Raw genomic sequence first — 12,448 nt, forward strand, 5'->3', positions numbered from 1 at the left:
TCATTTCGCCTTCACGACTGGCAGCATGCCTTGCGGCCGCCACATCAGGATTGCGGTCATCAGCGCGATGTTCGACACCAGCGCCAGCTTCGGTTCCAGAAAAGCGACGTAGTTCTGCAGCAAGCCCACCAGCAGCGCGCCGATGAAGGCCCCCTCGACCGAGCCAAGCCCGCCGATGATCGCGACGATGAAGACCAGGACCATCATCTCCTCGCCCATTCCGGCGGTGATGACCTCCTGGTAGAGGCCCCACATCACCCCGCCGAGGCCTGCAAGCGCCGAGCCGGCGACGAAGACGCCGATAAAGACCAGGCGCAGGCGGTAGCCGAGCGCTTCGACCATGGGGCCGTTTTCCACCCCGGCGCGCACGATCAGGCCGATCTTGGTGCGGCGCAGGACCATGCGCATGGCGATGAACAACACAAGGCCGATCCCCACCGCGAGCAGGCGGTATTTCTCCATCGCGGCACCGGCGAAGGTGACCGCGCCTTTCAGCATCTCGGGGCGGTTGATGAAGATCTCGTCCGGGCCCCAGATGACGTGGATCAGCTGCTCAATCACGATCAGCCCGCCGACAGTCACGAGGATCTGCTTGAGGTGCGCGCCGTAGACCGGCTTTACGATGACCCGCTCGAACCCCCAGCCGAGCGCTCCGGTTACGGCCATGGCCGCCAGCACCGCAAGCGAGATCGCGGACATGTTCAGAAGCAGCGACGCGGCCCCGGTCCAGTCGCCCAGCGCGATCAGCACCGACACGCCGACAAAGGCCCCGACCGAGATGAACGCGCCGTGCCCAAAGTTGATGACGTCCATCAGGCCGAACACCAGCGTCAGGCCGGACGCCATGATGAAGATCATCATCCCCATCGCCAGGCCGGACACCGTCAGCGTCAGCCAGGACGACGGCACGCCGATGGCAATGAACCCCAGCACGACGAGTATCGGGACCAACAGGACCGGCATCGCCTTGCCCAGCCGTTCACCCAAGGTGAGATCGGCGAAGGTCGGTTTGTGGTCGGGAGCGAGCGTCATCTCAATGCGCCTTCCATGCTCAGGCCCATCAGACGTTCCTGAAGGTCCTTGTTCTCGGCAAGTTCGGACATGGCGCCATTCCAGATCACCCGCCCGTCGTCCATGACGGCCGCACTGTCGCCCAAGGCCCGCGCGACCGAGAAGTTCTGCTCCACCAGCAGGATCGACGCGCCCTGCGCCTTCAACTCGCGCAGCGCGCGGGCCATGGTCGAAACGATTGCGGGCGCCAGCCCCTTGGTCGGCTCGTCGATCAGGTAGAGCTTGCGATCCTCGGCCATGGCGCGGGCGATCGACAGCATCTGCTTCTGCCCGCCCGACAGGTTGCCCGCCTCGCTGCGCCAGAAGGTGCCCAGCGCCGGAAACGCGCTCAGCAGCCAGTCCTTGCGTTTGGGATCGAGCGGGCCGGAGGTGCAGCCCAGCACCATGTTTTCCTCGACCGTCAGGTCGCGGAAGATACCCATGTCTTCCGGCACGAAGCCGATGCCCGCGCGCGCCCTTGCGGAAACGGAAAGGCGCGTGATGTCCTGCCCGTCATAGTGGATTTCCCCGGACTTGGCGGCCCATTGCCCCATGATGGACTTCAGCGTGGTGGTCTTGCCCACGCCGTTGCGCCCCAGAAGCATGGTCACCTGCCCGCGCGGCACGACGAGGTCTACGCCTTGCAGGATGTGGTATTGCGCGATGTCCGTGTGCAGGCCGTTCAGTGACAGGATCGGGTCAGACATGATCCAGCTCCTTGCCGAGGTAGGCTTCCTGCACCACAGCGGAGGCCATCACCTCGGCCGGGGGGCCATCGGCGGCCAGCGCGCCGTTGTGCAGAACGATGATCCGGTCCGCGAGGCTGCGGATCACGTCCAGCTTGTGCTCGACCAGCAGAACCGTGCGTTCACGGTCCGCCTTGATCTCGGCGATCAGGTCCAGGATCACGGGGGCTTCGTCCACGCTCATCCCGGCGGTGGGTTCGTCGAACATGTAGACCATCGGGTCCATGCCGATCAGCAGCGCCACCTCCAACTTGCGCTGATCCCCGTGCGAGAGTTCGGAGACCAGGTGCTCCTTCTGGGTGTCCAGTCGGACACGCTCCAGGATCGCCATCGCGGCGATGGTCAGTTCCGTGTGACTGTCAGCCATCGAAAACAGGCCGAGGCCCTTGTGCTGCTTTGACTGGATCACCAGGCGCACGTTTTCCAGTACCGTCAGGCTGGGAAACAGGTTGGTCAGCTGAAACGCCCGCCCAAGCCCGCGGCGGCAGCGATCCGCGACGCCAAGCCGGGTGATGTCCTCACCCATCAGCTTCACGGTTCCCGAACTGGCCGTGATCTGCCCCGAGATCAGGTTGAAATAGGTCGTCTTGCCTGCCCCGTTCGGGCCGACGATGGCGGTCAGCTCACCCGCGTGGAAGCTGGACGACACCGCGTCGACGGCCACGTGGCCACCGAACCGGACGGTCAGCGCGTCGGTTTCAAGGAGGGTCTGGGTCATCGTGTTCTTTCCCTGTTCCCCGGGCAGCCGGATCGGCCGCCCGGGGCTTGGAAGGTACGATACACGCGTTGCGTGTTACTGGTTACGAACCGGGATGTTCATTTCATCCATGCCGATCTCGCGCACGAGAACCGGCACACCGTAGTCCTTGCCTTCCTGGATCTCGGTGCGGAAGTGATACATGGACTGCAGCGCCTGGTGATCCTCGGGGCGGAACTGCATGGTGCCCTTCGGGGTTTCCCAGGTCATGCCTTCCATCGCCTCGATCAGCGCTTCGGTGTCCTCTGCGCCGCCGGCCTTCTTGATCGCCTCGACGATCGCCAGACCAGCCGCCATACCGCCCGCGGTGAAGAAGTCGGGCGGGCTGTCAAAACGCTCGAAATGCGTCTTCACCAGCCACTCGTTGATCGGGTTCTGGGGGATTTCATAGTAGTAGTAGGTCGCGCCCTCCATGCCCGGCAGTTCCTTGTGGGCTTTCAGCGCGGCAAGGATGTTCCCGCCGGTCGCGATCTCGATCCCGAAGCGCTCGGGCTCCATCGCGTTGATCTTGCCCATCGGGTTTCCACCCCCGGCCCAGATGATGAAGAGCTTCTTCTCGCCCTCGATATCGGCCATCTCGGTGAAGATCCGCTCCGCCGCCGCGGTGAAATCCGTGGTGTCGGTGGGGACATATTCTTCGTGGGCAATCGTCGCGCCGGTCGCTTCCAGCGCTTCCTTGAACGCCGCCACACCGTCACGGCCAAAGGCGTAATCCTGCGCGAGGGTCGCGACGACCACTCCCTCCCCGCCCAGCGCGACCGCGTTGGAGATAGCATCCTGAGAGGAGTTGCGCCCCGTGCGGAAGATGTAGGGATTCCAGTTCTCGCCGGTGATCGAGTCCGCCACCGCAGGCTCGACGATCAGGATACGCTCGTACTCCTCGGCGACCGGCAGCATGGCCAGCGCCACGCCGGAACTCACCGGACCAACGGCGATATGCGCGTCATCGTCGCCATAAGCCTCTTCCAGGAGGGTGCGGCCGATATCCGGCTTCAGCTGGGTGTCCTTCTCGATCAGGACGATCTTTTCGCCGTCGATCTCCATGGTGCCGCCGGTGGCGTATTCCAGCCCCAGCTTCAGACCATTGTGCGACTGGGCCGCATAAGCCTCGAGCGGGCCGGTCTTGCCATAGACATGGGCGATCCGGATTTCGGCAGAGGCTACGGACGACATCAACGCGCCGGTAACCGTCAACGCAAACAAGCGCAGCATGGGGTTCTCCTCCCTGGTTTCTCCCTGCCAAACATGAAACATGAATCATAATTCATGTCAATCGAGTCGTGGGCTGGGGCAAGCGGCGGAGGAACCCGGCCCTCTCTCGCTCCCAAAAGAGGACCCTACCCGCACCGCCCCCTTTGAGTACGCGCCTCTCACATCGGGGGGCATTGTCCCGTGAACGAGTACTCTATGAGGGTGGCCGCCTCGCCGACATGGCCGTGCGCGGTGAGTGCCTGGCCTTCCGATCCGGGCGACCAGCCGTCCTCTATGGTCGCCGGGCCCTTGAGCACCACTCCGTTGCCGAGCGTCATTTCCACGGCCAAAGCGGTGTCGCCGTCGCGAGTCATGGAAACCTTCACCCAGTCGCCCGGGGTCGTCTCGAAATCCATGAGCAGGCGCTGAGGGGGGCCATCCGCTTCCGCTTCACAGCCCAGAACGCGCGCGGGGAGTGTCAGGGCATCCCCCAGTTGCAGCGTGATTTCGCCTGTCCCAACGGGTTCAGGGGCGCTTTGGTCGTCAGGATTCGCAGAGGCCGAAGCGGATCCGGGGGCCGAAGCAGGCGGCGGGCTGAAGGTGAAGGAGACCTGCTGCCCAAGCGATCTGCCGTCTTCCGCGCGCAGCGTTGTCGGAACCGTGAGCGTGTAGTCGCCGCCCTCGCCCCCGCCTTGCGGGGCAATGTTCAGCGTCATGCCGGATGGATCGAGCGTGACATTCACCGGCGCCCCCCTGCCGCCGGTTTCAAGCATGATGCCGCCGAGCGTGCTTTCCTCGACCGGAATGTTGAAGGCCACCCTGGCGCCGCCCGTCTGCTCGTCGGCCCAGACCCCCAGGGGTTCGAGCGGGACGTCGAGCGTTACGGGCAGCCGGGTGACACGCTCGGTCACGCCGTCACGGGCGATGATTTCGAAAGCGGTGGCGGGCCCCGCCATCAGGGTCGCCGGGTCGGGGGTGAACTGCGGCTCGTTCAGCAGCACCGCGAGCGTTGACCAGTGCTGCCCGTCTACCGTGTAGCGCAGGCTGTAGGTCAGCCCGCCCGCTTGCCCTTGATCCCAGGTCAGGGCTTCGCCCGCGCGATAGTTCGCCCCGGGCGCGTGAGAGGTGACCTCGGGCGCGCCGAGCGCCGGATCGGCGCGGCGTTCCGCGATGACCTGAGCCTCGCGGCGCAGGACGATCCGCGCCGGCTCACCCGACACCGGAACCGTCACCGCGAATGGCCAGGGACCGGTTTCGGCCGGCCGCGGCCCGATGGAGGCGCTGGCCAGCAGATGACCGTCCGCCCCCTCGACGTGCAGCTCGTAAGGACCATCCCCGGCCAGCGGGTCGCGCTGGCCGCGAACGCCGATGGCCGGCAACAGCATCGCGTTGGCCCCCTCGACAACGCCTGAGAGCATGATCCACCGGGCATCGGGCAACGCCGGGGTGCCATCGTTCCGAACGGTGTCGTCGTCGAACGCGTCCGACAGTTGCGCGAGTTGAACGCGCGAATACACCGGCGCCTCTGCCCGCCGCCCGCGGCTGTAGCGCAGCATGGCCGGCATACGCTCGATCAACCAGTTGTACTGATTTCCATCGATCCAGTAGTCCCGGTGCGGTTCATACAGGCACGGGAACATCAGGTTCAGCATCGGCGCGCTGGTCTGTGCGTTGCCAAGGTCGCTCGACTTTTGCCAACCATCCGCTCCATCAAGCGCAATGCGCATCCCGTCGATGCCCGGCGCAACAGTCTGGAACTGCTTTTGGCAGATCTCGTGCCTGTGCTGGGCATCGTTGGCATATGGCGTGTGCGGCAGGCCGTAAACATGGCCGAATTCATGCGCGACAAGCGGGCTGTACAAGACACCGGGGCGGTTCTTCGCAAATGCGGGCGAAAAGGCACTCATGATGATCATGTTCTGGCCCGTCCGGTCGGTATGCAGGCTGTCCATGGGGCCGGCATCGGGCTCTCCGAACCAATGGGGTTCATCGCCGGGCCGCCGCAGGGATTCCGATTGCTCGAACTCTCCGCGGGTGATGCCGCCGCCGCCAAGGCTCGGGGGGTGATAGGACACCAGGATATCCGCGTTCGACTGTGCGGCGACATGCTCGTGAAACAGGCGAACCAGGGCATTCCAATTGTTGTAGACCGCCGCCTGCTTGGCGGGGTTCGCCTGCCCGAGGTTGCTCCACAGGGAAAACCCGTCTTCGTCGCACAGCGCCCATCCGGCCCCAGGCAGGCCGCAGATGGTATCCTGCAGATTGTAGCTTCCCTTGTAGCGCCCCCTGACCCGCGCCACCGGCAGGATCTGGTTGGCGAACGCCTGCTCCTGGCGCGCGGCTTGCAGGATTTGCCCCAGGATCTGGGGATCGGCGCCTTCCTGCCATTCGGAATGTTCGGCGATGTAGTAGTCGAAGGTGACCTGGTCGACGTGCTGGCTGGCGTAGTCCAGCGTCAGCTCCACCGTCACGGGGGCGATGTCCACGTCATCGGGATAGTGGTTTTCGGGCCGGACCTCGGCCTGGACATTCCGGGGGGCATTCTGCCCGGAGGGGGTCCACTCGAACAGGTTCAACGTGTGCAGGCCAAGCCGGCGGTCTTCATCGTTGAACTGGTCAGTCCGTTCCAGGCGGCGCTGAAGCTCGGGGAACACCGTTTTATCCCGGTCGTCCCGAACCTCGGCCAGAAGCGCGTAGTCCAGAACCTGCCAATCGGGGTGAATATCCTCCAGCGCTTCCCAATCGTACTGGATGCGTGCGGCGGCGGGCTTGCCATGGACGAGGGGCGCGTTGCGGGTCACCTGGTAGACACCGAAGCGCATCTCGTCCGGGGCGACCATAGTCGAGATCGAGATGGTATGATCCTCCTCCAGCAGCTCCCGCGCGCGACCCCGCACACCGTCCTCGCCCCCGGTGACGAAGATCTCGTAGATCGTGCCCGAGCGCAGAGGTTCGCGCGGTTCGATCCGCAGGGACTTTTCATTCGGCAGGCCCGAGGGATCCTCGAGACGGAGGTCGAGGTCGACGAAGACGAACCCGTTGTTCGCATCGCGCGTCGTCATGGTCACGGTAGAGGGATCGAGACTGCCTTCATCCACATCCCTGCTGAATTGGACAAAGAAATCAGCGCCTTCCAGGATCACATTCTCGCGCCCGGTCAAGGGTTCGGTGTTGACCACCTCGAAGAATTCCGGCTCTTCGCACAGGGTCGAACTGAACGCGGCGCGGGTTTCGGGGCCGTTCTCCAGCGTGAACTCTACGTCGAGGTTGAGCTTGTCGACCCATCCCTCGCGCTGGCGCTCGTAATCGAAGGTATTGTTCCGCGTCGGTGCGACACCCGCGATGAACGTGCCGGACAGCTTCAGGCTGAACGTGTCATCCGTCCACCTGGTCCGCAGGTTCGCCGGATTGTCCAGCGTCGCGCCGTAGTCCCGATACACGGAGAAATCATCGCGGCGCGTGTCGGCCAGGGTGTTGTAGAATCCGGTCGTCGCATATGGCCCGACCGCGCCTCCCTGCAGCTCGATCGGGTGTGCGGCGCGTATGGCGCCGCCGTCCGGGCCGCAGGGAATGTTCCCGATGCGGACCTCGGAATACTCCAGCACCTTGCGATGGCGATGATCGTGAAGGGCGATGGCGAAGGTATTGCGGCCCTTGTAGCCACGCTCGACAAAGACCGCCTGGCCGGACATCTGCCCGTCACCCTGCGAGATCGAGCTTCCACTGATCGTTCCGCTCCATGTGCCGACCAGCTTGCCCCGGGTCTGGACGTCATAGGCATCCTCGTATGGGGCGTTGAGATCGCTCGTTTGCGCCTGCGCCAGCACCTGCGGCGCGGGGGCGACACCCGAAAAGGTCAGTGCGCAGATCAGTGCGCAAGTTCTCAGCCACGGTGTTTGTGCTCGGCTTTTCATCGGTTCCCCCTTGCCAGGCGCCCCCGGCAGCGATGCGCCCGCTGAAGCAGGGCCGGTTCAATTGCAACCCGGACCGGCAGGCAAGTCCGCCCGCCGGCCCTTGAGGGAAGGTCATTCGCGCGGCACACGCGCGTAGAGGAAGCGGCCTCCGACACGACGGCGGAGATCCTCATGACCCGGTTCCCTCGCCTGGTCCCATCACGCGGTTTCGGCCCCGGCTGCGCGCCCGGCCCCGCCGCCACGGGCGCGTTGCTTGATGTCGCGGAATTTCTTCGACGTCTGCTCAAGCCGCGCCTCCCATTCGGGGTCGGGCTGCTGGCCTTCGATCGTCTTGAAATAGACCTGCATCAGGCAGGTGACGGCAAACGGCTCAAGGAGCGCCGCCTTGAAGGACCAGGCGAACAACAGTGCGAAGACGAACCCGCCCGCGGCCCATGCGCCCGGCATCAGGTGCATGATCAGCGCCGCCGGGGCCAGCATAAGAAGGAACACGGCGAAGCTCAGGACATAGACGATGATCGCCAGCCAGGCGGCATTCTTCAGCATGACCTTGTAGTTCTGCCCGTAGAGCACCAGCGCCTCCCTGGCCGAGGCCCAGGGGTTGGTCGCGCCGGTCCTGATGGCATGGGCCAGGATGACCTCGTCAATGAAGCCGACCGCGACCCGAAGGAAGGCGCGCAGGATCCCGCTGATCTGCTGCGCGCCCGGGATCGGCAGGATCGTCAGGATACCGCGCACCAGTCCGGTGATCGCCGCCAGCACGCCCTTGATGAGCTGGTCGATGGCGAACAGGGTGCTCGCCTCGGAAAAGCGGGCGCTGACGACGGATTTCCCATGCTCGATCTGTGAACGCCCCCCGGGGATCGGCTTGCCGTCGAGCAGCTCGACAAGCACCGCGATGTGCCCGGCCTTGACGATGTAGAGGATGTATTCCCGGGCCCAGTACATGACGCCCCCGAACAGGGCGAGCCCGAGCCCCCCGCCCCAGAGGGTCGCGCCCGCCCGAAAGCCGGGGTCGCCCAGGGCCCCGATGCCAAAGCCGATGCCCGCCCCCGTGCCGGTCGCCAGGATGTAGGCCAGCGTAGTTCCGAAATACACTGCCATCCGCATCACGACGAAAGGAAAGGTCCGCGCCATCAGACCCAACGCCCGGCCAACATTAAAATCCCACATGCTCCCTCCTGTCGCGCCCGCTCAGGTCCGGCGGGCTGGGGAAGGTATCTCGCGGGTGCTGCCGATTGAGAATAGGGCATATGCCCCAGCGAAGGGGTTTGCTTACCGCTCAAGCCCCGGGGGAAAGCGCCCGGCGGCGTCGCGCGCGAAGTCCGGGCCGAGAGAGCCGGCAGTTGGAAGGAGGACTTGCGGCAGATCACCCCAGACCGCTTGGCCCTCGCCCCAACCGCCGGAACCGGTGAGATACGACATCAACCGGCCCCATCTCAGAGCGGTGCGATACTGTCGATAAAACAGCTTGCGGACACACTCGACCAGGGACTCGTCACACTGGCGGTTTCCCTTGAAGAGGATCTCCACTTTCAACACTCCGCCGTCGGTTGGGATCAGGAAAAGCGAGTTCAGGGTATCGCCCACCTTCGCGCCCCAACGGGATTATCCTGCCCCGCGAAGCGGATGGTCGCGAAGGCGCCGTAGGCCTGTATCAGCAGTTGCGCCATCTTCGCATCGCTCCTGTTCGACGGCAGCAATTGAACCGTGTAGTCGATCCCCCCACCGGGGTATTCCGGGGGCGAGATCATGCCGCGGTACCGGTTCCCCGTTTCAAGCGACATGTGCACCCACGTGGCCGGATGCGCGAAGCGGAACGGAACCCGACCTGCCAGAGCTCGACATGCCGTAAGCGGTGGGCCCCGCCGGGTTCTGCTAGCTTTGCGTCAGGGGGTGTCGAGTAGAGCCGCCCGCCCCATTGATCCTCGTAAAACTCCGAAAGCACTGGTTTCCACACCAGCCTGGCTATTCCCATACCGAGCGCTTGCGCAGTGCCCTCGGCGATCCAGGACCCGATCGAACCGGCGGGCGAACAGACGAAGAAGGGCGCCGCTTCCTGCACCGAGTGAACCGTTCATGCGCCAGAGTTTGCGCGCCGCAGTCGGTAAGCTGGCTTATGTCCAGCATCTCGTTGGCATCAAGCAGGATCACCCGTGAGGAGCAACTGTCGAACTCGCCCGCCTTGTCGCCGAGGCTGTGTACTAGGTACCCGCGAAAGGCGCGGTCGCCATCGGGGGTGTCAACGATCGGGCGCAGGAAAGGGGCGGAAAACCCCCAGGTCTCAAGCAGTCGGGCGGAATCGTTGAGCACGCGTTCGATATCGCGCGCCGCCTCGGGGCCGAGCGCGACGGGATCGAACAAGCTTGGCAAATCCGGGTCAAACGGGCTGTTGTCCTGCACGATTTCAGCCACGTCGCGCAGGAACCATTCCAACCCCCAACGACCGCCGGAGTCGAGCGGAACATCCAGGCCTCGGGCCGGCTCGACCGCTTTGACCTCGAAGCGCATTATCGGCCACCCCTGGGCGCTCGCGGGGAAGGTGCTGATAGCGCTTATGGCACGTGCGCCCATAATTCACAGCCAGAGGCGCACCAGCATCATAGAGGACTTGGCGCGGGGGCCCTTGCCCTTCCCACGTTTATTTCCAGTGTGAGCACCGCGCGGCAGTCCATCCGGCTTGGACAAGCGTTTAGGAAGACCGGGCGCTCGGCTGGAAGGCCCGAAGTAAAGCCGCAATATTGCCCGAGAGCGTCCGCGCCTGCATGCCATCCAGTAAATTCTTTTTAAAGTTTTTCGACTTGGCCTATGAATGTACTGGCACCGGCCGGCCAGGCGCATAATCGCGATTTATTACGGCTGAAAGGCCCAGACTTATTGCCTGAAAGACCTCCTCGCCCCCCTCAACAGATATCGTTCGGACCGTTTCAAGACGAATACGGGGCACAGAAAGCCAGATCTCACAACGTAAATCGCGGTTCGGTCAGGGCTTGCCATTCTCCAAGCATCGCCACCGGGCCGATAGTCTAACGACTCTGCTTAATATGGCGAAATGGCTCAGGTTCCAGCACCTCGAAACGCCCCGCCCCCCTGCCCGGATCAAGCCGGTGTACCCTGACAGGATCCGCTCCTGAGTTTGAAGCGCTGGACCTTGCCGGTGGCAGTCTTGGGAAGGCTTTCGCAGAATTTGATAGAACGGGGATACTTGAAAGGCGCAATAGTGGCCTTCACGAAGTCCTGCAACGCCTTGGCCGTTTCGGCGTCACCGTTGTGCCCACCTTTCAGAACCACATGCGCCTCGACGATCATACCGCGGGCCTCGTCCGGGGCGCCGATCACGGCACATTCAGCGACGTTTTCATGGGAGAGCAGGGCCGCTTCAACCTCAGGTCCGGCGATATTATAACCCGAGGACAAGATCATGTCGTCATTTCGGGCCACGAAGTGGAAGTATCCATTGTCATCCTGGATGAAGCTGTCACCGGTGATGTTCCAGCCGTCACGGACGTAGTTCTTCTGCCGATCGTCGTTGAGATAGCGGCAACCGGTCGGGCCCTTGACCGCAAGGCGGCCAACCTCGCCTCGGGGGACCTCGCGTCCATCGTTGTCCTGGATAGTCGCCACATACCCGCGGAGCGGTTTGCCGGTTCGCGCGGCCGCGTGGTCATCCAGAAGGTTCGAAATGAAGATGTGCAACATTTCCGTTGCACCGATCCCGTCGATGATGGGCGTGCCGGTCTTTTCCAACCATTCCTGATAAACCGGTCCGGGCAGGGTTTCGCCAGCGGAAACGGCGACGCGCAATGAGGATAGATCGGCGCCAACATCCAGTGCGCTCAGCATTGCGCGATATGCAGTCGGGGCCGTGAAACAGATAGTGGCTTTGTACTCTTCGATGATGCCAATGATTTCTTTCGGTCCGGCATTTTCCAGCAAGGTTGCCGTCGCGCCGAACCTCAGCGGAAAGACTGCAAGTCCGCCAAGGCCGAATGTAAATGCAAGGGGCGGAGAGCCTACAAAGATATCATCGGGCGTAACCTGCAGCACGTCCTTGGCATAACCATCGGCGATGATTAGCAGATCGCGATGAAAGTGCATCGTGGCCTTGGGCGCCCCGGTGGTGCCGGACGTGAAGCCAAGCAATGCAACATCATCGCGCCCTGTCGGAACGGCATCGAATGTCGTTGACTTGGCCTTCGCTCGTTCGTCGAGTTCACCCATAAGGTTCTTGGTGCCGTCGAAGCTGACGACTCGCTGCAGGTGATCGCTATCTGCGGCGCAGGTCAGCAGTTCGTCCAGCAAGCGGAAGTCACAAAGTGAAAGCGCCACCTCTGCGTGGTCAATGATCGGGTGCAGTTCCACCGCGCGCAACATGGGCATCGTGTTCACGACCACGGCACCTGCCTTAGTCGCGGCCAGCCAGCAAGCCACCATTGCGGGGGTGTTGTATGAACGGATCAGAATTCGGTTTCCCGGTTTGATCCCGAAGTCCTCGACCAATACATGTGCGAGCTGGTTCGTCCATTGCGCAAGTTCCCGATAGCTGCGCTTTCGCCCATTGCCGATCAGCGCGACGCGGTCTCCGAAGCCTTTCTCGACCATTCCATCCGTCAACTCATAGCCGACATTCATCCGTTCGGAATACTCGAACCCGTCCAAAGGCATCTCTGGCCAGAGCTCTGCCGGCGGAAGGTTGTCACGCGTAAAGGTATCAACATGGGCACTGGGTCCCAGGTCCGAGCAATCAATCCCGATGTTCATTATGGCACCTCTTCTTCACGCAATTTGGC

General features: G+C 63.4%; 10 protein-coding genes. All 10 read right to left on the minus strand.

Translation table 11 applies throughout. The features are described 5' to 3' along the window. The gene (locus tag DJ029_RS17020; protein WP_112323704.1) at positions 1 to 1,032 is read right to left on the minus strand and encodes a branched-chain amino acid ABC transporter permease; all 1,032 of its coding nucleotides are present in this window, start codon (positions 1,030 to 1,032) and stop codon (positions 1 to 3) included. Then, entirely contained in the window at positions 1,029 to 1,757 is a 729-nt protein-coding gene (locus DJ029_RS17025; RefSeq protein ID WP_112323705.1) for an ABC transporter ATP-binding protein, read from the minus strand. Before DJ029_RS17025 ends, DJ029_RS17020 begins: the two co-directional genes overlap by 4 nt. Further along, positions 1,750 to 2,514 carry an ABC transporter ATP-binding protein gene (locus tag DJ029_RS17030; protein WP_112323706.1) on the minus strand — a complete coding sequence of 255 codons (765 nt, stop codon included), beginning with the start codon at positions 2,512 to 2,514 and terminating at the stop codon, positions 1,750 to 1,752. Before DJ029_RS17030 ends, DJ029_RS17025 begins: the two co-directional genes overlap by 8 nt. A 75-nt stretch (positions 2,515 to 2,589) precedes the next feature. Next, on the minus strand, positions 2,590 to 3,765 hold the full coding sequence (locus DJ029_RS17035) for a substrate-binding domain-containing protein (protein ID WP_112323707.1): 1,176 nt from the start codon (positions 3,763 to 3,765) through the stop codon (positions 2,590 to 2,592). 158 nt (positions 3,766 to 3,923) lie between these two features. Next, entirely contained in the window at positions 3,924 to 7,658 is a 3,735-nt protein-coding gene (locus DJ029_RS17040) for an Ig-like domain-containing domain (protein ID WP_157966415.1), read from the minus strand. 198 nt (positions 7,659 to 7,856) lie between these two features. Next, positions 7,857 to 8,831 carry a hypothetical protein gene (locus DJ029_RS17045; RefSeq protein WP_112323709.1) on the minus strand — a complete coding sequence of 325 codons (975 nt, stop codon included), beginning with the start codon at positions 8,829 to 8,831 and terminating at the stop codon, positions 7,857 to 7,859. Positions 8,832 to 8,933: 102 nt separating this feature from the next. Further along, positions 8,934 to 9,248, minus strand: coding sequence for a hypothetical protein (locus tag DJ029_RS17050; protein WP_112323710.1), 315 nt, complete (start codon positions 9,246 to 9,248; stop codon positions 8,934 to 8,936). Next, a complete protein-coding gene (locus DJ029_RS17055; RefSeq protein WP_157966416.1) occupies positions 9,233 to 9,445 on the minus strand; it encodes a hypothetical protein in 213 nt (70 codons plus the stop codon). The genes DJ029_RS17050 and DJ029_RS17055 overlap by 16 nt, the downstream gene beginning before the upstream one ends. A gap of 181 nt (positions 9,446 to 9,626) precedes the next feature. Continuing rightward, positions 9,627 to 10,169, minus strand: a complete 543-nt coding sequence (locus DJ029_RS17060) for a hypothetical protein (RefSeq protein WP_112323712.1) — start codon at positions 10,167 to 10,169, stop codon at positions 9,627 to 9,629. Between the two features lie 588 nt (positions 10,170 to 10,757). After that, complete coding sequence (locus DJ029_RS17065) at positions 10,758 to 12,419, minus strand: AMP-binding protein (protein ID WP_112323713.1); 1,662 nt, start codon at positions 12,417 to 12,419, stop codon at positions 10,758 to 10,760. Positions 12,420 to 12,448: the final 29 nt, after the last annotated feature.

It is taken from the genome of Oceanibium sediminis, assembly GCF_003265325.1.
Lineage (GTDB): Bacteria > Pseudomonadota > Alphaproteobacteria > Rhodobacterales > Rhodobacteraceae > Halovulum > Halovulum sediminis.

What these genes read in the sequence shown, in the direction of transcription:
- DJ029_RS17020 (WP_112323704.1), bottom strand. Translation starts at nt 1,032, where the DNA reads ATGACGCTCGCTCCCGACCACAAACCGACCTTCGCCGATCTCACCTTG.
- DJ029_RS17025 (WP_112323705.1), bottom strand. Translation starts at nt 1,757, where the DNA reads ATGTCTGACCCGATCCTGTCACTGAACGGCCTGCACACGGACATCGCG.
- DJ029_RS17030 (WP_112323706.1), bottom strand. Translation starts at nt 2,514, where the DNA reads ATGACCCAGACCCTCCTTGAAACCGACGCGCTGACCGTCCGGTTCGGT.
- DJ029_RS17035 (WP_112323707.1), bottom strand. Translation starts at nt 3,765, where the DNA reads ATGCTGCGCTTGTTTGCGTTGACGGTTACCGGCGCGTTGATGTCGTCC.
- DJ029_RS17040 (WP_157966415.1), bottom strand. Translation starts at nt 7,658, where the DNA reads ATGAAAAGCCGAGCACAAACACCGTGGCTGAGAACTTGCGCACTGATC.
- DJ029_RS17045 (WP_112323709.1), bottom strand. Translation starts at nt 8,831, where the DNA reads ATGTGGGATTTTAATGTTGGCCGGGCGTTGGGTCTGATGGCGCGGACC.
- DJ029_RS17055 (WP_157966416.1), bottom strand. Translation starts at nt 9,445, where the DNA reads ATGTCGCTTGAAACGGGGAACCGGTACCGCGGCATGATCTCGCCCCCG.
- DJ029_RS17060 (WP_112323712.1), bottom strand. Translation starts at nt 10,169, where the DNA reads ATGCGCTTCGAGGTCAAAGCGGTCGAGCCGGCCCGAGGCCTGGATGTT.
- DJ029_RS17065 (WP_112323713.1), bottom strand. Translation starts at nt 12,419, where the DNA reads ATGAACATCGGGATTGATTGCTCGGACCTGGGACCCAGTGCCCATGTT.